Origin of the sequence: Cellulomonas sp. Leaf395, assembly GCF_001424125.1 — a bacterium.
Taxonomy (GTDB): Bacteria; Actinomycetota; Actinomycetes; order Actinomycetales; family Cellulomonadaceae; genus Cellulomonas.
In genome coordinates, this window is record NZ_LMQI01000002.1 from 260,566 (window position 1) to 280,562 (window position 19,997).

The 19,997-nt window shown below is 69.5% G+C and carries 16 protein-coding genes and 2 tRNA genes; 1 reads left to right on the plus strand and 17 read right to left on the minus strand.

Translation table 11 applies throughout. The features are described 5' to 3' along the window. Positions 1-105: 105 nt before the first annotated feature. The 8 genes from ASG23_RS05455 to ASG23_RS05490 all read right to left on the minus strand — a co-directional run bounded on the left by ASG23_RS05455 (position 106) and on the right by ASG23_RS05490 (position 7,622). On the minus strand, positions 106-420 hold the full coding sequence (locus ASG23_RS05455) for a chorismate mutase (RefSeq protein WP_056021389.1): 315 nt from the start codon (positions 418-420) through the stop codon (positions 106-108). A 31-nt stretch (positions 421-451) separates the two neighbouring features. Continuing rightward, on the minus strand, positions 452-1,732 hold the full coding sequence (gene clpX / locus ASG23_RS05460) for an ATP-dependent Clp protease ATP-binding subunit ClpX (RefSeq protein ID WP_056021391.1): 1,281 nt from the start codon (positions 1,730-1,732) through the stop codon (positions 452-454). Between the two features lie 222 nt (positions 1,733-1,954). Continuing rightward, the gene (locus ASG23_RS05465) at positions 1,955-2,656 is read right to left on the minus strand and encodes an ATP-dependent Clp protease proteolytic subunit (RefSeq protein ID WP_056021393.1); all 702 of its coding nucleotides are present in this window, start codon (positions 2,654-2,656) and stop codon (positions 1,955-1,957) included. Positions 2,657-2,704: 48 nt separating this feature from the next. Further along, positions 2,705-3,322 carry an ATP-dependent Clp protease proteolytic subunit gene (locus ASG23_RS05470; RefSeq protein WP_056021395.1) on the minus strand — a complete coding sequence of 206 codons (618 nt, stop codon included), beginning with the start codon at positions 3,320-3,322 and terminating at the stop codon, positions 2,705-2,707. Positions 3,323-3,534: 212 nt separating this feature from the next. Then, complete coding sequence (gene tig / locus ASG23_RS05475; protein ID WP_056022615.1) at positions 3,535-4,938, minus strand: trigger factor; 1,404 nt, start codon at positions 4,936-4,938, stop codon at positions 3,535-3,537. Positions 4,939-5,132: 194 nt separating this feature from the next. Then, positions 5,133-6,425 (minus strand): glycosyltransferase, encoded by a 1,293-nt coding sequence (locus ASG23_RS05480; RefSeq protein ID WP_056021397.1) that lies wholly within the window; start codon positions 6,423-6,425, stop codon positions 5,133-5,135. A gap of 72 nt (positions 6,426-6,497) precedes the next feature. Then, positions 6,498-7,460 carry a DUF389 domain-containing protein gene (locus tag ASG23_RS05485; protein ID WP_056021400.1) on the minus strand — a complete coding sequence of 321 codons (963 nt, stop codon included), beginning with the start codon at positions 7,458-7,460 and terminating at the stop codon, positions 6,498-6,500. An 88-nt stretch (positions 7,461-7,548) separates the two neighbouring features. Next, positions 7,549-7,622: transfer RNA gene (locus tag ASG23_RS05490), tRNA-Pro, on the minus strand. 102 nt (positions 7,623-7,724) lie between these two features. Here ASG23_RS05490 and ASG23_RS05495 point away from each other — a divergent pair. Beyond that, a tRNA-Gly gene (locus tag ASG23_RS05495) sits at positions 7,725-7,795 on the plus strand. Between the two features lie 27 nt (positions 7,796-7,822). Here ASG23_RS05495 and ASG23_RS05500 read toward each other — a convergent pair. The 9 genes from ASG23_RS05500 to ASG23_RS05540 form a co-directional block, all read right to left on the minus strand. Beyond that, positions 7,823-8,383 (minus strand): AMIN-like domain-containing (lipo)protein, encoded by a 561-nt coding sequence (locus tag ASG23_RS05500; protein WP_056021403.1) that lies wholly within the window; start codon positions 8,381-8,383, stop codon positions 7,823-7,825. A 316-nt stretch (positions 8,384-8,699) separates the two neighbouring features. After that, positions 8,700-9,008 carry a hypothetical protein gene (locus ASG23_RS05505; protein WP_157465531.1) on the minus strand — a complete coding sequence of 103 codons (309 nt, stop codon included), beginning with the start codon at positions 9,006-9,008 and terminating at the stop codon, positions 8,700-8,702. 560 nt (positions 9,009-9,568) lie between these two features. After that, positions 9,569-11,857, minus strand: a complete 2,289-nt coding sequence (locus ASG23_RS05510; RefSeq protein ID WP_056021409.1) for a beta-L-arabinofuranosidase domain-containing protein — start codon at positions 11,855-11,857, stop codon at positions 9,569-9,571. Beyond that, positions 11,857-13,377 (minus strand): arabinosylfuranosidase ArfA, encoded by a 1,521-nt coding sequence (gene arfA, locus ASG23_RS05515; RefSeq protein ID WP_056021412.1) that lies wholly within the window; start codon positions 13,375-13,377, stop codon positions 11,857-11,859. Before arfA ends, ASG23_RS05510 begins: the two co-directional genes overlap by 1 nt. A 62-nt stretch (positions 13,378-13,439) precedes the next feature. After that, on the minus strand, positions 13,440-15,479 hold the full coding sequence (locus ASG23_RS05520) for a glycoside hydrolase family 31 protein (protein ID WP_056021415.1): 2,040 nt from the start codon (positions 15,477-15,479) through the stop codon (positions 13,440-13,442). Between the two features lie 65 nt (positions 15,480-15,544). Next, positions 15,545-16,213, minus strand: a complete 669-nt coding sequence (locus tag ASG23_RS05525) for a YesL family protein (RefSeq protein ID WP_056021418.1) — start codon at positions 16,211-16,213, stop codon at positions 15,545-15,547. Further along, a complete protein-coding gene (locus tag ASG23_RS05530) occupies positions 16,213-17,139 on the minus strand; it encodes a carbohydrate ABC transporter permease (RefSeq protein ID WP_056021421.1) in 927 nt (308 codons plus the stop codon). The genes ASG23_RS05525 and ASG23_RS05530 overlap by 1 nt, the downstream gene beginning before the upstream one ends. A 26-nt stretch (positions 17,140-17,165) precedes the next feature. Beyond that, entirely contained in the window at positions 17,166-18,062 is an 897-nt protein-coding gene (locus tag ASG23_RS05535; RefSeq protein ID WP_235520897.1) for an ABC transporter permease, read from the minus strand. Positions 18,063-18,251: 189 nt separating this feature from the next. Next, positions 18,252-19,907, minus strand: a complete 1,656-nt coding sequence (locus ASG23_RS05540) for an extracellular solute-binding protein (RefSeq protein WP_056021423.1) — start codon at positions 19,905-19,907, stop codon at positions 18,252-18,254. Positions 19,908-19,997 lie beyond the last annotated feature (90 nt).

Here is a 19,997-nt window from a genome sequence, read left to right on the forward strand (position 1 = left end):
CCGGGATCGAGATCCCCGGCGGCCGCTCGCAGTCACCCCCGCGGCCGGCCGGAGCTGACCCCACCTACCTTCCGCTCCTGCGGCACGCGGCGCCACCCCGAACGCTCAGTCGCGTTGTGCGTGCCCCTGGGCGATGGCCTCATGGTGCTGGATGACCTCCTCGACGATGAACGCGAGGAACTTCTCCGCGAACACCGGGTCGAGGTCGGCGGTGCGGGCGAGCTCCCGCAGCCGGGACACCTGCTGCTCCTCGCGCGCGGGGTCCGACGGCGGCAGCCCTGTCGTCGCCTTGAGCACGCCCACCTGCTGCGTCGCCTTGAACCGCTCCGCCAGCAGGTACACCAGGGCAGCATCGATGTTGTCGATGCTTCCGCGCAGACGCGCCAGCTCGGCAGGGATCGGGGTCGGAACGTCGGTCACGGTCGCGATCCTAGGCGCGATGGTGGGAACGTCAGGCGCTCTTCTCGCGGGGTGTGCGCTTCTCCTCGCCGCTGTCCCGAGGGATGAGCGTCGGGTTGACGTTCTCGAGCACCACGTCTCGCGTGATGACGACACGGCCCACGTCGTCGCGGCTGGGCACCTCGAACATCACCTGCTGGAGGACCTCCTCCATGATGGCCCGCAGGCCACGGGCACCGGTGCCGCGCAGCAGCGCCTGGTCCGCGATGGAGGCCACGGCCTCGTCGTCGAACTCGAGCTCGACGCCGTCGATCTGGAACATGCGCTGGTACTGCTTGACGAGCGCGTTCTTCGGCTCGGTCAGGATGCGCACGAGCGCCTCCTGGTCGAGGCGGGAGACCGCGGCGACCACGGGGAGGCGACCGATGAACTCGGGGATGAGGCCGTACTTCTGCAGGTCCTCGGGGCGGACCTCAGCGAACAGGTCGCCCTCGTCGACCGAGTCCAGCAGCGGGGCGCCGAAGCCGACGACGCGCTTGCGCGCGCGGGCGGCGATGATGTCGTCCAGTCCCGAGAACGCGCCGGCCACGATGAACAGGACGTTCGTCGTGTCGATCTGGATGAACTCCTGGTGCGGGTGCTTACGACCGCCCTGCGGCGGCACCGAGGCGGTGGTGCCCTCGATGATCTTCAGCAGCGCCTGCTGGACGCCCTCGCCGGAGACGTCGCGCGTGATCGACGGGTTCTCGCTCTTGCGGGCGATCTTGTCGATCTCATCGATGTAGATGATCCCCGACTCGGCCTTCTTGACGTCGTAGTCGGCGGCCTGGATGAGCTTGAGGAGGATGTTCTCGACGTCCTCGCCGACGTAGCCGGCCTCGGTCAGGGCCGTGGCGTCGGCGATGGCGAACGGGACGTTCAGCATGCGGGCGAGGGTCTGCGCGAGGTACGTCTTGCCGGTGCCCGTGGGTCCGACCAGCAGGATGTTCGACTTCGCGATCTCGATGTGGTCGTCCGTCGTCGACGTGCGCGCCTCACCGGCCTGGACCCGCTTGTAGTGGTTGTAGACCGCCACCGCGAGGGCCCGCTTGGCCGACTCCTGGCCGATGATGTACTGCTCGAGGAACTCGAAGATCTCCTTCGGCTTCGGCAGCTCGACCAGGCCGACCTCCGTGGCCTCCGCCAGCTCTTCCTCGATGATCTCGTTGCAGAGCTCGATGCACTCGTCGCAGATGTAGACCCCGGGGCCGGCGATCAGCTTCTTGACCTGCTTCTGCGACTTGCCGCAGAAGGAACACTTCAGGAGATCGGCCCCGTCCCCAATACGAGCCACGTCGATCCCCTTCCTCGTGTCGCCCTCCGCCCGACGGGCGGTGCGTCGTCACACGTCACCCCGCAGGGTGCGCGCCCTCCCCCATTGCACACCACCCGGGCCGTGATGTCAGCCGAACACACGGCACGGCGGGTCTCGGCGTGTTGTTGACATGCACCAGGCGTGTCGCGCCGAACGCGCTCGAGCCGGACCCGTCGCAGCGGGTCCGGCTCGAGGGACGTGCTACTTGGCCTGCACGGTCGTCGGGATGACGCCCTTGCGGCTGGCGAGCACCTGGTCGACGATCCCGTACTCCAGCGCCGCCTGGGCGGTGAGGATCTTGTCGCGCTCGATGTCCTTGCGGACCAGCTCGATGTCGCGGCCGGTGTGGTGCGCAATGGTCAGCTCGAGCCACTCGCGCATGCGGATGAGCTCGTTGGCGTGGATCTCGATGTCGGACGCCTGCGCGTAGCCGCCGCCCTCCATCGCCGGCTGGTGGATGAGCACCCGCGCGTTGGGCAGCGCCAGGCGCTTGCCGGGCGAGCCGGCCGCGAGCAGGACGGCAGCCGCCGAGGCTGCCTGCCCGAGGCAGACCGTCTGGATGTGCGGCTTGATGTACTGCATCGTGTCGTAGATCGCCGTGAGCGCGGTGAACGAGCCGCCGGGCGAGTTGATGTACAGGATGATGTCGCGGTCCGGGTCGGTGCTCTCGAGCACCAGCAGCTGGGCCATGACGTCGTCGGCCGAGGCGTCGTCCACCTGCACGCCGAGGAAGATGATGCGGTCCTCGAACAGCTTGGTGTACGGGTCCTGGCGCTTGAAGCCGTAGGCGGTGCGCTCCTCGAACTGCGGCAGCACGTACCGGGCGGCGGGCGACGACGGCGCGAGCCCGCCGGGACCGGCCAGCATCCCGGCACGCGCCATGAACTGAGATTCCATGCTCATGTGCTTCTCCTCAAAAGATGACAATGATCGACGGACTCGAGTCGGCCGTCAGGCCGTGCCGCCGCCGCCGGCGACCGAGTCGGCCCTCGTGACGACCTTGTCCACGAAGCCGTACTCGAGCGCCTCGGGGGCGGTGAACCAGCGGTCCCGGTCGGCATCGGCATTGATCTGGTCGATGCTCTTGCCCGTCTGGGCGGCGGTGAGCTCGGCGAGCACGTTCTTCATGTGGAGGATCAGCTGGGCATTGATCCGCACGTCCGTCGCGGTGCCACCGATGCCGCCCGAGGGCTGGTGCATCATCACGCGAGCGTGCGGCAGGGCGTAGCGCTTGCCCTTGGCGCCCGACGAGAGCAGGAACTGGCCCATCGACGCGGCCATGCCCATCGCGATGGTGGCGACGTCCGGCTGGATGTACTGCATGGTGTCGTAGATCGCCATGCCCGCGGTGATCGAGCCACCGGGCGAGTTGATGTACAGCCAGATGTCCTTGTCCGGGTCCTCCGCGGCGAGCAACATCATCTGCGCGCAGATGGCGTTGGCGTTCTCGTCGCGCACCTCGGAGCCGAGCCAGATGATGCGCTCACGGAGCAGTCGGTTGTAGATGGAGTCATTGAGGCCGAAGGCCGGGCCGTCCGCCCTGGCCATCATCGGCACTAGCTCGTTCACGAAGGCTCCCTCATCTGACGGTGACGTCTGTCCTGCACCGCACGCCAGTCCCTTGGGGAACCCGTGCGATGCAGTGACCCTAACGCGCGCCCACGCTCGGACATGGCCCGCCACCGAGCGTTTTCGCTGACGGCAGAGCCCGGGGCCGGGGACCCCGCGAGAACGTCGAAGGCCCCGCACCCGAGCGGGGTGCGGGGCCTTCCGGGCCGATGTCAGGCCTTGGAGTCCTCGGCGGTCTCGACGTCGTCGAACTCGTCGAACGCCGAGATGTCGGTCGCGGCGTCGGACGTCGGCTCAGCGGCCTCCGCGGCCTCGGCGGCGTCCTCGGCGTCGGAGCCGATGAACTCCGACAGGTCGACGGCCTGGCCGGAGCCGTCCGTGACGGCCACGCGGCGCAGCGCGACGGCGAGCGCCTTCGACCGTGCGACCTCGGCGACCATCGTCGGGATCTGGCCCTGCTGGTCGATGGTCTGGATGAACGTGTTCGGGTCCATGCCGTACTGGCGCGACGCGTTCACCAGGTAGTCGAGCAGCTCGTTCTGGCTGACCTTGATCTCGAGCTGCTCGGCGAGCGTGTCGAGGAGGATCTGGTTGCGCAGCGCGGTGGTGGCCTGCTCGCCCACCTCGGCGCGGTGCTCGTCGTCCTCCAGGCGACCCTCGCCCTCGAGGTGACGGTTCACCTCGGTCTCGACGACCCCCGCCGGGACGGGGATCTCGGTCCCGGCGAGCAGCTGCTCGAGCAGCAGGTCGCGGGCCTGCACGGCCTGGTTGGACGCCTTGATGCTGGACGCCTGCGTGCGCAGGTCCGCCGTCAGCTCCTCGAGCGTGTCGAACTCGCTGGCCAGCTGCGCGAAGTCGTCGTCGGCGTCGGGGAGCTGACGCTCCTTGACGGTCGTGGCGGTCACGTTGACCTGGGCGGTCTCGCCGGCGTGGTCGCCGCCCGCGAGGGCCGTCTCGAACGTGGTCGACTCGCCCGCCGAGAGGCCCGTGAGCGCCTCGTCGAGACCCTCGAGCATGTTGCCCGAGCCGATCTGGTAGCTGACGCCGGAGACGTTGTCGACCTGCTCGTCGCCGATGGTGGCGGTGAGGTCGATGACGACGAAGTCGCCCTCGGCGGCCGGGCGGTCGACGCCGACCAGCGTGCCGAAGCGCTCGCGCAGGGCGTCGAGGCGGGCCGCGACGTCCTCGTCGGAGACCTCGACGTCGTCGACCGTGACCGCGATGCCGTCGAGCGCCGGGACGGTGATCTCGGGGCGGACCTCGACCTCGGCGGTGAAGTGCAGCTCACCCTCCTCGCCGGCGGGTGCGGCGGTCAGGCCGGGGACCTTGGTGACCTCGACCTCGGGCTGGCCCAGGGGGCGCAGCTTGTTCTCGCGGACGGCCTCGGCGTAGAAGCCGGACAGGCCCTCGTTGATCGCGTGCTCGAGGACGGCGGGGCGACCGACGCGCTGGTCGATGATGCGCGGGGGGACCTTGCCCTTGCGGAAGCCGGGGACGACGACGTCCTGGGCGATGTGCTCGTACGCGTGATCGATGCTCGGCTTGAGCTCGTCGTACGTCACCTCGACGGTCAGCTTGACCTTGGTGGGCTCCAGGGTCTCGACGGCGCTCTTCACTTCGATGGTCTCCAACTGATCGGGGCGGGCGCCGGCGACTCCGGCGATCTCCGTTGCTTCAGGGCCGCACGCCGTCGCCACACCCCGCACAAGGGGCCGACGACCGCACGCTGGCGACCCTCGACCTTACGCCACGGCGGGCGGCGGTCCCAAGCCAGCAGGCTGTGGGCCTGGCAACGTCCTCACGGGCACCTTCACCGACCGCTGCCCGCGACCTCCGTCAGGACCGAGACGGTCCGCGCGATGCCGTCGTGCTCGGCGTACTCCTGCGCCAGCTCGGCGGCCCGGCGCGCGAACGACGGGTCGTCCAGCACCCGGTTCACGCCTTCGCGGACGGCCTGGGACGTCGTGCAGTCCGTGACCTTGTCGGTGGCCAGTGCGAGACCGACGCCGGACCAGACCACGCGCGCGCCGACCTCGGCCTTGTCCTCGGAGCGCCCGGCCACGACGACGGGGACGCCCGCGGCGAGCGCCTGCTGGACACCGCCGAAGCCGCCGTTGGTGACCAGGACGTCGACGAGCGGCAGCAGCCGGTCGAACGGCACGAACGGCGTCGCGCGCACGTTCGCGGGGTACGCGTCGATCGGCTCGGTGGTCGCGACGACCAGGACGTCCTCGTCGGCCAGGCCGTCGATCGCCGGCCACAGGAGCCGCTCCGGGTCCGTCGCCACCGTGCCCTGCGTAACCAGGACGACGGGCCGGCCGCTCGCCCGCGCCTCGAGCACGTCGTCCCACCAGGTGGGCGGCTCGAACCGGTCGATGCCCGCCGGCAGGTACGGACCCACGAGCTCGACGTGCTCCGGCAGGTCGCTGCGCGGGTACTCGAACGACGGGACCGACGTGTGCAGCACCCGGGTGACCTCGGTGTGGGCCCAGTCGACGAAGAAGCCGTCAGGGACGGGTAGGCCCGCGTCGGAGACGACCTTCTCGGCCGCCCTCTGCGCGTCCCGGAACACGACAGTGCGCGTGAGCCAGGCGAGGAACGCGTAGCGCAGACCGTCGAGGCCCGTCCGCGGGGGTTGCAGTCCCATGCCGAACGGGGCGGTGTCCTTGCTGGAGACGGCCAGCGGCGAGACCGAGAACAGGACCGACGGGAGGTCGTGCTGGCGCGCGGCGATCGACCCGGCCAGGAACCCGTTGTCCATGACGATCACGTCGGGACGCTCGGCCGCGACGACGCTGTCGAGGTCCGCGAGGAACCCGGGCACGGTGGCGACGAAGTGGTGGAGCACGTCCCACTGCAGCCGCTTGATGCCGGGGGCCGGAGCGCCGTGCGCCATCGACCAGGCGTCGAACTCGGCGTCGTCGAGGTCGCGGCCCCGCACGATCGGCGCGTGCTTGGCGCCGGTCGCGGTGATGGCCTGCGCGAACTTGCGGCCCGTGTAGACGACGACGTCGTGGCCCTCCTCGACGAGGGCGCGGGCCAGCGGCAGCGCGGGCCGCACGTGGCCGGTGACGGGCGTGAGGGTGAACAGGATCCTGCTCATCGTGGTTCTCCCAGAGGTGACGGGGGCATTCCCCGATCAAGACCCTGGGCGATTCGCCCTGATACATCCCCGTCAGCCCCGGCGCAGGATCTTCTCCCGCAGACGCTCGCGCCGCTCGGCGAACCGGTTCCACACGGTCTTCTGGAAGAGCAGCGTGAGCCAGCCCGCGAGGGCCATCCCGACGATGTTGAGGCCGAGCTGCAGCGCGCTCCCCCGGACCTCGGTCAGCTGGCCGAACGCGAGGCCCAGCGCGACGTTGCCCGCGGCCGGCACCGTCGTGACCGAGATGAAGACCCCGGCGAGCCCACCGACCCGCGCGGACGTCAGCGACAGCACCCCCGCAGCCCCGGCGATGACCGCCACGATGAACGACCACTTGTCGGGCGTGTAGATGAACTCCGTGGCAGGCCGAGGTGCGGTGACCTGCTCGACCGTCACCCAGCCCAGCTGCTTGGCGACGAGCGAGGCCGCGCAGGTGACGGCGATGGCGATGGCGAACCCGACCACCAACGTCCAGAGCGCACTGCGCAGCAGGTGGAACCGTCGGCGGACCATTGCGATGCCCAGTGCGGCGATCGGGCCGAACTCCGGCCCGAGCACCATCGCGCCGATGACGAGGATCTGCGAGTCGAGCACGATGGCGATCGCAGCGATGAGCGTCGCGAAGCACATGAAGCTCAGGTAGGTCCAGTTGAGCTCGGAGTCCGCGTAGGCGCGCTTCGTGACGTCGATCCAGACGACGGCGTCCGCGCTGCTGCCCGGTGCGAGCCGCTCGGCGTCGTACCCCGGGTGCGACACCCACGTCTCGACCGGCTCGATCTTGAGCGTGCCCTCGCGCTGCACGCCGAGCTCCAGGAGCTCGTCGCAGATGTCGTTGGCTGCCTCCCTCGCGACGTCCGCGAGCACCACGTCGCCCTGCGGTCGGCGCGACGCACCATCGAGGACCGCCAGGCTGCTCACCGCCGGCGCTCGCTCGAGCACGGCGACGACGCCGCTCGTGAGGTCCGCCGGGACCGAGATCCGCAGGTGCAGCACGGGGTCAGTGTGTCGTCGTCGAGCCTGCGAACGTGGGAGCCGCTCCGGCGACGCCCTCGACGTCGGGCACGTCCCTGATCTCTCGTTGTCGGGATGGCGGGATTCGAACCCACGACCTTCCGCTCCCAAAGCGGACGCGCTACCAACCTGCGCCACATCCCGGCGCACCCCACCGGACCCTGAGGCCGAGGGAGGTGCACGTTGCGCCCTCGCGCACCCGGTACCCTGGGTGCCGCGGTCCTGGCTCGCAGAGCCAGGACCTGTGCGGACGTAGCTCAATGGTAGAGCCCCAGTCTTCCAAACTGGCTACGCGGGTTCGATTCCCGTCGTCCGCTCGCGACCTGCGTTGCACGCGGCGACCTTCAGCACGTCGAGTGGCCGGGCGCGCACCAGCGGTGCCCCACGTCGACGACCAGTCGCGAGCCTGACCCTGGGCCAGCCAGCACGAACGCTCGGAACGGCAGCCGAGCTCTGACACCGAGCCCCACCGTGCTCGAACCTTCAAAGCTGCCTGCCCACGCGACGTCGCGGAACGTGCGGTACGACGACGTGTCGACGATCTTGCCCGGGCCCACGAAGAACGAGTCGGTCGGTACGACGGGAACTCCCACGACGACCTGAAGCCGCGCGCCGCCGGCCACGGGGACGACGAAGCCTGATCCGTCCTGGCGAACGGCGTCCACGTAGCTCACCGACCATCCGGTGAGGGGCGCGTCGATGTCCAGGACGAGCCGGTCGAAGCACGCGTGCCGCCCGGCGCGGACGTTCGTCAGAGTGCCGGCCGACAGGTCGCCCGCCCCCTTGGCTGAGGAGCCCCAGACCTGGCCGCAGTAGGGGTGCGCCGACGCAGCAGGCGCGGCGAGCAGGGTCAGCCCTGAAAGAAGAAGCAGAACGAGTCCGAGACCAGCGAATCGCCTACGCATGGTGGACACCTCGAATCGAGGGCCGTCCGCGTCCAGGACCGCGGAGCGGGCACTCCGCCCCGGCGCGGTTGCCGAGGAAATTATACGCCTTTGCCCCACTTTGTGCCCAGTTCGTGCCAATGAGGCCACCTGCGCTCGAGGATCGCTCGAGCGGCGCGTCGAGGTGATCCCACGTCATCGGGCTAGCGGCGTGCCGTGGTCCATGATCGCCGCCGGCCTGGACGTGCCGAAGCAGAAGCTGGTTCGTGCCGGTCGACGACCGCGCGGACTGTGCCGCGATCGTGAGCGACGCTCGGCGTGATGATGCGGCGGTCACTCATTTCGTCCCGACGTCCTCGTGGATCTGCTCCAGCTTGACCAGGACGTCCTCGACGTTGGCGTCCTCGTTCTGGACCACCTCGATGCGGGACGCCTGCCACGCGGCCAGGTGCCCGGCGACGTTGGCGTAGATGGACACCAGCGCCAGGTAGAGGATCGACATCTGCTGCCAGACGTCCGGCGCGAAGGCGTAGATGAGGATGACGGGTGGGAAGTTGACCAGCCAGAAGATGGTCGCCCAGCCGTTGATCTTCCGCATGAACACGGGGTCCTCTTGGACCATCGCCCACAGGCTGCGGATTCTCACGTCAGGATCTCGATCGTGCCGAGGACCGTGAAGACGGCGCCGATCGCGATGATCCACCAGACCCCACGGTTGACGTGGCGCTGCTTGATGTCGATCACGGCTGCTCTTTCTCGTCTCTCTTGGTGGCGTGGACCCGCGGACGTCCCGCGGCTCTCTCTTGTGTGTTCGAGCTCCGCCCTAGGGAAGAAGGCGCAGAGCGACAGGACTGGTGCGAGTGGCGCGGAGCCGGGTACCGAGGGTGCTGGGGACGGGATGAGCGACACGCCACAGGGGCAGTCAGACGACGGCGCGACTGCACGCGGCTGTCGACCGTGCCGCTGATCGCCCGCGTGGTGCGGTGTTGCTCATGCACTAATCATCGGCATCTAGGCCGAACGACATGAGAGGACCAAGGTCCTGGATCAATTCGGTCGTGCCTCGCTGATCGATCGGTGATGCCCGCACCGGTTCGAATCGAGCCATCGAGAGCTTGCCGCCGGACGTCCGGCGTCGTGCGACCGGCTACGCGGGTTCTCCCGTCGTCCGCTCGGGATGTCTCGACAGCACGACCGAGGCCAGGTTCACGCCGCCTGCGGTACGACGAGCCGCACCCGCAGCAGGTCCGGCGTGGCGAGGCCGTCGCGGCTGTGGACCGACAGGACGAGGCGACCGTCCGGATCGTCGACTCGCAGCGCGTCCTCCACCACGTGGTCGACGTGCACGACGCCGTCCGCCACCCAGGTCCGGGCCGGCGTCCCCAGCACCGTCCCGTTGATCCTCAGCTCGTGCGCGCGGGGGTCTGCGACATCCGGCTCGACCCACGTCAGCTGCAGCAGGGTCGCCACTCTGTCGGGGTCGTGCAGCGCGTAGGAGAACCAGCCCGTGGCGCTCCGGGTGTGGGTTCCGTCGACGGTGTGGGCGCGGGTGTGCTCGCCCGCGAACTCGTGGTCGGACTCGGGCTGCTGCTCGCCGGCGACGACCTCGGCGACGACCACCACGTCCGACGCCTCGGCCCTGTCCTGCGCGGCGAGCTGGGCGCGACGCGCGGCGACGTCGGTCCCGACCGGCCAGTACAGGGTGTAGCGCGCGTCGTGGATGGCAGCGAAGGGGGTGAGCCGGACGGTGGTCGGCGCGTCGGCGCCGTCCTGCCACACGGTGAGGTCGACCTCCAGCGGGTCGCGGCTGACCAGCACGGCAGCATCGAGTGCGTCGGTGGTGGCGATCACGGGCGTGGCCGCGAGCGGGCGGGTGGGACCGCTGGCGACGTGACCCATCCGCTGCTCGTCGGCGAGAAGGCCGTCGAGCCGGTCCTCGCCGGCACGCGCGGCCAGCACGACGGGTCCCCAGCGCAGGGCGACCCAGCTGGGGTCGTCGAGCAAGGGTTCTGCTGTGAGTCCGGTGTCGAACCGCACGGTCACCGTGTGCGTTCCCGACCACGTCCTGCGCACGACGAGGTACCCCCCGACCTCCTCCGCCTCGACCGGCTCGTCGTCGACGTCGACGTGTACGTCGTGTGCCCAGCCGGGGCGGCGCAGCCGCACAGCCAGCGCGAGGGGTGACGTCACTGCCAGGTGCAGGACGGCGGTGTCCGAGGTGAGGAGGTCGGCCTCGAGGTGCGCGGTCAGCCCGCGGTCCGCCCAGTCCAGGGTGGCCGCCAGGTAGAGGTTCACCGCCAGGTCGCCGTCGGACTGGGCGAAGACGAGGCTGCCGTACCGCGCGTGGCTCTCCATACCGGAGCCGACGCAGCACCACATGGACGTCTCGGGCTGGGAGTACACGCGGTAGTGCGCCGGCCGCAGCGGGGTGAAGTACACGAACCCGCCACGCGTCGGGTGCTGCGACGAGAGCACGTGGTTGAGCGTCGCCCGCTCGTAGAAGTCCAGGTAGGAGACGTCGTCCGAGGCGAGATAGAGCAGGGCGGTGAGCTTGAGCATGTTGTACGTGTTGCACGTCTCCGGGCCCTGGCGCTCGGAGATCATCGTGGTGAAGTCGTCGACCGCGTGGAAGTGCTCGCGGACGCTGTTCCCGCCGATAGCGACCGTCCGGCGCCCGGTCACGGTGCGCCAGAAGAACTCCGCCGCGTCGCGGTACCGCGGGTCGTCGACGAGGGTGGCGAGACGGGCGTAGCCGACGACCTTGGCGATCTGGGTGTTGGCGTGCAGGCCGTCGAGCACGTCGCGGCCCTCGACGAGCGGGTCGAGGACCTCGCGGTGCGCGAACCGCTGGGACTCGGCGAGGTACTCCGGTCGACCGGTGACGTCGGCCAGGGCGGCGAACGCCTCGGTCATGCCGCCGAACTCGGTGTGCAGCATCTCCTCGAACGCCTCGTCCGAGAGTCGACGGCTGACCGACAGCCACCAGTCCGCCCACGACGTCGCCATCTTCAGGGCCCGGTCGGACGAGCCGATCGTGGCCGCGTCCAGCAGACCCGCGATCGTCTTGTGCAGGTTGTAGAGCGGGACCCACCGACCGTTGAGGCTGAACGTGTCCGCATCGAGCACGCCCGCGGCCAGCTCCTCGCCCAGCGCCGCTCCCCCGGGGACGCCGCCCACAAAACCCGTCCCGATCGCGTCCTGGCAGCGCTCGAGCACGTCGAGGACGTGCTCGATGCGCTCGCGCAGCCGGTCGTCCCCGGTCGCCGCCCACAGCTGCGAGCACGCCGAGAGGTAGTGCCCGCCGATGTGGCCGCCCATCCCGTCGCCCTCCCAGTTGCCGTACCCGGGAGCCGGAGATTCCAGGCCGGCTTCGCGCAGATAGGGAGCGCACAGCCGGTCGGGGTCGAGCGCGAGCACGTACCGGACGTCAGCCTCCTGGGCGTCCTTGAAGGGACCCTCCTGGAGCCGTACGTCGGCGAGCGGGAAGGCGTGCATCAGGCCAGGGTCCCCACCCGGAGCAGGAACATGTTCCAGGAGGCCGGCGGGAGCTCGGCGCGCAGGACGCCGTCGACGACCCGCGCCGACGGGTGTGGCTGCGGGGTCACGCGGTCGGGGTCGTCCTGGGTGTTGGCGGCGGTGAGGTCGTCGTCGGCGATCACGACCGCCTCCACGAGCTCACCGCCACCGAACCCGCCCAGGGCGGTGGACAGCGACGCGGGCTCGGAGGGGTGCCGGTTCACCACGAACACCGCGACACGCCCGTCGTCGGCGTCGTAGGTGGCGACCGAGTCGAGCAGCGGGACGTCCCCGAACTTCGTCGTGGGCAGGGTCGGGGCGTCCAGGCGCAGGTCCAGAACCTGCCCGGCGCTGTGCTTCGCCATCAGCGCGAACGGGTGGAAGATCGACTGCCGCCAGGCCGGGCCGTTCGGCTCGGTGCGGATCGACGAGATCGTGTTCACCAGCTGCGCCTGCGACGCGGCGGTGACCCGGTCCGAGTGCCGCAGCAGCGTGATGAGCAACGAGCCCACGACCACCGCGTCGAGAACCGTGTACGCCTCCTCGCTGGTCCGGGGCGCCTCGGTCCAGTCCGCCGGCAGACCGCCGCTGCTCAGCTCGCGCTGGTACCAGACGTTCCACTCGTCGAACGAGATGTTGATCCGCCGGTCGGACTTCAGGCGGGCCCCCACGTGGTCGGCCGTCGCGACGACCTGGTCGATGAACCGGTCCATGTCGACCGACGAGGCCAGGAAGCTCGCGTGGTCGGACCCGTCGAGCTGGTAGTACGCGTGGGCCGAGATGAAGTCCACGACGTCGTACGTGTGCTCGAGGACGGTCGCCTCCCAGGCCCCGAACGTCGGCATCGCCCGGCTCGAGCTCCCGCAGGCGACCAGCTCCAGGGTCGGGTCGAACTGCCGCATGGCGCGCCCGGTCTCGGCCGCGAGCCTGCCGTACTCGGACGCCGTCTTGTGGCCCAGCTGCCAGGGACCGTCCATCTCGTTACCCAGGCACCACATGCGGATATCGTGCGGCTCCGCGGCGCCGTGCGCGATGCGCAGGTCGGACAGGGTGGTGCCCTGCGGGTGGTTGGTGTACTCGAGGAGGTCGATGGCCTCCTGCAGTCCGCGCGTGCCCAGGTTGATCGCCATCATCGGCTCGACGTCGGCCTTCGTGGCCCACGTCATGAACTCGTTCAGACCGAATGCGTTGGTCTCGATCGACCGCCAGGCGGGGTCCAGCCGGGTGGGTCGTTCTCCGACCGGGCCGACGCCGTCCTCCCACCTGTACCCGGAGACGAAGTTGCCGCCGGGGTACCGGATCGTGGTGACCCCGAGCTCACGGACGAGGTCGAGCACGTCGCCGCGGAACCCGTCCTCGTCGGCGGTGGGGTGACCGGGCTCGTACAGGCCGGTGTAGACGCAGCGGCCCATGTGCTCGACGAAGGAGCCGAAGACCCTCCGGTTCACCGGGGCGACCACGAACGCCGGGTCGATAGAGACGGATGCCTGCTGACTCACGGGAGCCTCCTGTGACGAGAAGGGAAGAGAAGAACAGCTGCGTCGGGACGGGACTGCGGTGCTCACGCCGACGCGAGACGACCCACCAGCTGGTGCAGCGCACCGTCCCTCGCGAACACCGGGATGACGGAGAGGGGGGCGTCGACGTCGACCCACCGGCCGCCGTCGTAGGCCTCGCCGGAGCTCAGGCACGTCCACGTCGCACCCTCGGGCAGGTAGACGCGCCGGGACGTCGCACCGGCCTCGAGCACGGGAGCCACCAGCAGCGACGGGCCGTACAGGTACTCGTCGGCGACGGTCCAGCCGACCGGGTCGTCGGGGAACTCGTGGAACAGGCCGCGCATCACGGGCTGCCCGTCGGTGTGGGCGGCGGACATGAGCTCCCGCGTGTAGTCCCGCAGGTCCTCGCGCAGGTGCACGTAGTGCTCGAGCACGTCGTAGACGGCCGCGCCGAACGACCACAGCTCGTTGCCGGCCCCGGTCGGCTGCCGCGACGAGCCGTCCGCCGCGAGGACCTCGCTCGCTGGTGCGCGGTCGCCGTGCAGCCGCATGACCGGCAGGAACGTGCCCACCTGGAACCACCTGATCAGCAGCTCGTGGAAGGCCGGGTCCTCGGTGCGCCCACCGCCGAACCCACCGATGTCCGTGGTGAACCACGGGATGCCGGCCACGCCCATGTGCACACCCGCGACGATCTGCCGGCGCAAGGTCGGGAAGTCGGAGTGGATGTCTCCCGACCACACCAGCGCGCCGTACCGCTGGGACCCCGCCCACGCGCACCGCACGAGGTTGACGACAGCCTCCTCCCCGTCGGCGGCCAGGCCCTCGGCGAACGCACGCGAGAACGCCTGGGGGTAGAGGTTGCCCACCTCCAGCCCCTGACCGGCGTGGTAGCGGTAGGCGTCGTGGTCGTACACGCCGTACTCGGGCTCCGCCTCGTCGAGCCAGAAGAGCCGGATCCCGTGCCGTCCGTAGCCCTCGCGGCACCGATCCCACAGGAACGCGCGCGCCTCGGGGTTGGTCACGTCGACGAAGCGGCTGGGCCCGCCGAACCACATCTGGACGTCGATGCCCCGGTTGCTGCTCACCAGGAGGTTGCGGCGCGACATCTCCGCGAAGTTCTCCGACTCCAGTGACACCTGCGGCCAGACCGACACCATGAGCTCGACCCCGAGCTCGTCGAGCTCCGCGACCATCGCCGCTGGGTCGGGCCAGAACTCGTCCTCGAACCGGTAGTCCCCCATGTGCGGCCAGTGGAAGAAGTCCGCGACGATGACGTCGAGCGGCAGCCCGCGGCGGGTGTGCTCGCGGGCGACCTCGAGCAGCTCGGCCTGACTGCTGTAGCGCAGCTTGCACTGCCAGAACCCCAGGCCGTGCTCGGGCATCATCGGCGCGTGCCCCGTGGCCTCCGCGTAGCGGCGCGTGATCGCCGCGGGTGTCGGGCCCGCGGTGACCCAGTAGTCCAGCTGCCGGCAGCTCTGGGCCGACCACTCGGTCCGGTTGCTCCCGAACGTCGCGCGGCCGATCGCCGGGTTGTGCCAGAGGAAGCCGTACCCCGCGCTCGAGAGCACGAACGGCACGCTGGCCTGGGAGTTGCGGTGGGCCAGCTCGAACGTGGCGCCCTTGAGGTCCACCAGGTCCTGCTGGTACTGGCCCATGCCGGCGAGGTGCTCGCCGGCCGGCGTCTCGAGGGTCAGCTCCGCGTGGACGCCACCGCCGGGCAGCGGACGGTAGGTCCGGGAGCGCAGCTTTAGGGCGCCGCCTGCAGCCGTCTCGGAGAACAGGAGCCGCCCGTCCTCGTCGTGGAACGCGAGCCGGCAGTCGTGGGCCAGAGATCCGGTCTGCCAGTCGCGCCCGCTCGACGCCGTCGCGAGCACGCGGATCCGGCCGTTCGTCAGGGTCGCCGTCGCGCCGTCGACCACGACCGTGGCCTGGGCGTGGGCCGACGGGTCCTGGGCGAGGAGTGCCCAGTCGGCGTCGACGACGTCGCCGAGCGCGGAACGCACCCGCACGCTGTCCCGGCCCCAGGGCTCGACCACCAAGGTCTCGCCGCCGCCGCGCCAGCGCAGCGTGGTGCCGTCGACGGTGAACAGGTCGGTCACGGACGTCTCATCTCCCGCCCGTGTCGGGCGTGCGTGTGTGGTTGGAGGGGCAGGGCGCAGGTCGGTCAGCGGGCCGCTCCGGCGGCGACCGGCTCGGCCGCCACCGTGCCCGCCGCCGGAGCGCCCAGGAGCCCGCTGCCCCAGAGGTAGGAGAACGACAGGTACGCGGGCATGGCGACGCCGAAGACAGGGATCAGCCCGGGGACGACGTAGTAGGTGCACAGCACGATGCCGACGACGAGGGCGTTGAGCAGAGCCTGGCGGGGACGCGCCACCACCAGCACCGCGGCACGCCGCAGCAGGGCCCCCGGACGGTCGGCGAAGTGCGCCGACAGCGCCGGCAGCGACACCGTCATGATGAAGGCGAACGCGGTGACGACCCACAGGACGCCGGCCAGCACGGGCCCCGCGGGACCGAGGTCCACCACGGCGAGCAGCTGGCGGTCGAGCAGCAGCACGACCCACACGACCGTGACCGCGTAGCCGACCACGTTGGCCGCACCCAGCTCCTGGCGCCAGAACGCACGGAACTCCTGCCGCAGCGGCGGCCGGTCGCGGCCCTCGTCACCCCGCATCGCGTCGCGGCGGACCACGGCGAGCACCGCGGCGGTGGCCGGGAACACGCCGAGCACGACCGCGCCGCGCAGCGTCCACCAGATCCACAGCAGGTGCAGCTGCAGGAGCCGCAGACCGAGATCGCCTGCCTTCGTGTGCCACCCGAGGAGCCGGTTCATCAGCCCTTCACCGACCCGACCATGACGCCCTTCTCGAAGTACTTCTGCACGAAGGGGTAGAAGAGGAGCACGGGCAACGTGGAGACGATGATCACGCCGTACTTGATCTGGTCGGCGAACTGCTGCGCGTACGCCCCGCCACCGGAGCCGCCCGCGCCGCCGGCACCGCCCGCGAACGCCTGGTTCGACAGCAGGATGTCCCGCAGGACGATCTGCAGCGGTTGCTTCTCGTAGTCCCGCACGAAGATCAGGCCGGTGAAGAAGTCGTTCCAGTGCTGCACCAGGTAGTACAGCCCGATCACCGCGATGATCGCCTTCGACAGCGGGATCGCCATGCGCCAGAAGAACTGCAGATAGCCGACGCCGTCCAGCGTCGCCGCCTCGAACAGCTCCTCGGGCAGCGAGTTCTCGAAGAAGGCCCGCGCGATGATCAGGTTGTAGACGTTGAGCGCCGACGGGATGACGAAGACCAGCCAGTTGTCGAGCAGGTTGAGGTCGCGGTACAGCAGGTAGATGGGGATGAGCCCGCCGCTGAAGAACATCGTGAAGGCGAAGAAGAACATCAGGAACTTGCGCGGTGCGAACTCCCGCCGGGAGAGCGCGTAGGCGGCCGGCAGCGTCACGACGAGGTTCAGCGTCGTGCCGACCACCGTGTACAGCAGGGTGTTGCGGTAGCCGGTCCAGATGCGGGGGTCCGCAAGGATCTGCTCGTAGCCGAAGGTGCTCAGCCCCTGCGGGATGACCCAGACCTTGCCGGTGGCCACCAGGGTCGGGTCGCTCACCGAGGCGATCATCACGAAGTAGATCGGGTAGAGCGTCGCGAACAGGACCAGCACGATGAACGTGCCGAGACCGATCGAGAACAGCAGGTCACCCAGGGTCCTGCCGCGACGCAGAGTCGTCGGACGCAGAGTCGTCGTCGTCATGGGAGTTCTCCCGCTCGTGGTCGCCGTCACCAGAGGCTCGTGTTCGCGAACTTCTTGGCGAGCTGGTTGGTGAGAACCAGGAAGGCGAAGTTGATGACCGTGTTGAACAGGCCGATGGCGGTGGCGTAGCTGAACTGGCTCTGCAGGATCCCGATCTTGTACGCGTACGTCGAGATGACCTCGGACGCCGACAGGTTGAGCGGGTTCTGCATCAGGAAGACCTTCTCGAAGCCCGCGTTCAGGACCCCGCCCATGTTGAGGATGAACAGCACGACCATCGTCGGGATGAGCGCCGGAAGGTCGATGTGCCGGATGATCTGCGGGCGGCTGGCGCCGTCGACCCGGGCCGCCTCGTACAGGTGGGTGTCGATGCTCGAGAGCGCCGCGAGGTAGATGATGCTGTTCCACCCGCAGTGCTGCCAGACCTCGGAGATCACGTACACCGGGACGAACGCGTCGGGGTCACCCAGGTAGTTGGTGTCGGTGACGCCGAAGAAGCTCAGGAAGTTGGGGATCACTCCCGTGGTCGGCGACAGGAAGACCTGCAGCATGCCGACGACCACGACGATCGAGATGAAGTGCGGCAGATAGGTCGCGGTCTGCGTGAACCGCTTGCGCCGCAGGCCGACGACCTGGTTGACCGCGAGCGCCAGGACGATGGGGGCGATGAACCCGACCACCAGGGTCGTCAGGCTGATGGCCACCGTGTTGCGCATCAGGTCCCAGAACAGCGGGCTGGTGAAGAACTGGTTGAAGTACTTCATCCCGACCCACTCGCCACCGGTGAGGCCGGCGGTGAAGTCGAACTCGCGGAACGCGAGCTGGATGCCGTACATCGGGAAGTACGCGAACACGAGGGTCACGGCGACGGCCGGCGCCACCATGAGCCACAGCTGCCATCTGGTGCGCAGGTGCCTCGACACCGCGCGCCTCCGACGGCCCTTCGTCATCGGTCCGACCACCGGGCTCCCCGGCACCTTTGCCGCGGTCTCGTCGAGAGTCAACGCCACGACACCACCCACCTTCCGTCCCGCTCCGTCGCGGATCTGGGCCACTCGCTGTCCACGGTGCGGTGTGGCGGCGGACGGTCAAGCCCGCCGCCACACCGGGGCTCACCCGCTGAACTCGTCGTAGTACTTCTGGTACAGCTCGACGTTCTGGGGCAGACCCGCCGACTCGAGCTGGGCGACGTAGTCGTCCCAGCCGTCCTCGATGCCGCCGGCAGTGACGAACTCGGCGAACTTGGTCTGGGTGAGGTTGAGGATCGTGGAGTTGTTCAGCGAGATCGTGCTGAGGTCCTCCGTGCTCATCTTGAGGAAGGGCGGCAGGACGTCCGTCTCCGGGTCGACGTTGGCGACGGCCTCCTCCAGCGGGATGCTCTGCTCGACCGCCTCGGCAAGGTCGGTGGGGAGCGTGAGGTCGATGCCCTCACGGATCCACAGCGGTCCCGCGTCGGCGAGCGTGGACGTCCACTTCCACGTCGACGGGTCGCTCTCACCGTCTGCCGGCGGCAGGACCTCGTAGGTGTTGTCGTCGACCTTGGTGACGTTGGTGCCGAAGTCGCCGAACAGCACCTGGACCGAGGTGTCCTGGTCGTAGAAGGCGTTCACCAGCCGCAGTGCGGCGGCCTTGGCCTTCGTCTGGGCCGAGACCACGATGTGGTTCGCGGTGAGGTTCTCGAAGTCGTAGCTCCAGGTGAGCGGAGCATCCTGACCGGCCTCCGCGGGAACCGGTGCCATCGAGGTGTACTGCGGGGCGAGCTGGGCGCCGAAGCGGTCTGACGCGGTCCAGCCCCAGCTGAACCCGACCGAGGCCGTGTCACCCGAGCCGCGCGCCACCGACTGGTACGCCGAGTAGTCCTGCGTGATGACGTTCTGGTTCACGAGTCCCGCCGCGTAGGCGCGGTTGAGGAAGGTCAGGACCTCCTTCCAGCGCTCGTCGGCGAGGAAGTTGCCCACCTCGCCGTCCTCGACGAAGTAGCCGGTGCCGCCGCCGCCGGTGATCGGCAGACCGAGGCTGCCGAGAAGGGCGGTGGGCTGGAAATAGCCGTAGCCCGTCGTGCCGACCGGCGACCAGTCGAACGGGATCTCGTCGTTCGGGTCGCCGTTGCCGTTGGCGTCCTGCTCCTTGAACGCCACGAGGACGTCGAAGAGCTCGTCCCAGTTCGTCGGCATCGCGAGACCGAGGTTGTCCAGCCACTGCTGGTTGATGTACTGGCGGGTGATGGCCTGCGGCCAGAACTCCTTCCAGCTCGGCAACGCGTAGACGGTCCCGTCGGCCTGGCTGGCCATCGCCTCGGCACCGTCGACCTCGTCGAACATGGCCTGCACGTTGGGCAGGGCGTCCATGTCGTCGCTGAGGTCCTCGAACAGCGTCCGGAACGTCGCCAGGTCGGAGTCCGTGATCGCGTTGGCGCCGATGATCAGGTCGGGGGTGTCGCCCGCGGCGAGCATCGTCGACTTCTTCTGGTCCCAGTCCGCGGTCACCTCTTCCCACTTGATCGAGACGTCGGCCGCCTCCTCGATCTCGGCCACCCATGCCATCTCGGACATCTTCTTGGTCAGCGGGTGCTTGACGACGAGGATGTTCAGCTCCTCACCACCACCGGACCCGTCCGCGCCGTCGTCCGACGCGTCGTCACCGCCGGAGGAGCAGGACGCGAGGAGCAAGGTCGACGCGGCCGCGAAGGCGACGGTCGAGGTCAGAGCCCGTCGAGCGGGCCGAGGACCCGGGGTCGGGGCCCACGCGGGGCGGATGGAACGAGCCATGAGATCTCCTCCTTGAGATGCCAAACGGCGCCATCGAGACGGTCGTCGCGAGAGTCCTGTCGTGCGGCCAGCTGCGACCGCGCCGCGTCC

Bases quoted from the DNA above. Each gene is read 5' to 3' on its own strand.
- ASG23_RS05465 (WP_056021393.1), bottom strand. From the start codon at position 2,656: ATGAGCATGGAATCTCAGTTCATGGCGCGTGCCGGGATGCTGGCCGGT.
- ASG23_RS05480 (WP_056021397.1), bottom strand. From the start codon at position 6,425: ATGAGCAGGATCCTGTTCACCCTCACGCCCGTCACCGGCCACGTGCGG.
- ASG23_RS05500 (WP_056021403.1), bottom strand. From the start codon at position 8,383: ATGCGTAGGCGATTCGCTGGTCTCGGACTCGTTCTGCTTCTTCTTTCA.
- ASG23_RS05510 (WP_056021409.1), bottom strand. From the start codon at position 11,857: ATGCACGCCTTCCCGCTCGCCGACGTACGGCTCCAGGAGGGTCCCTTC.
- ASG23_RS05525 (WP_056021418.1), bottom strand. From the start codon at position 16,213: ATGAACCGGCTCCTCGGGTGGCACACGAAGGCAGGCGATCTCGGTCTG.
- ASG23_RS05530 (WP_056021421.1), bottom strand. From the start codon at position 17,139: ATGACGACGACGACTCTGCGTCCGACGACTCTGCGTCGCGGCAGGACC.
- ASG23_RS05540 (WP_056021423.1), bottom strand. From the start codon at position 19,907: ATGGCTCGTTCCATCCGCCCCGCGTGGGCCCCGACCCCGGGTCCTCGG.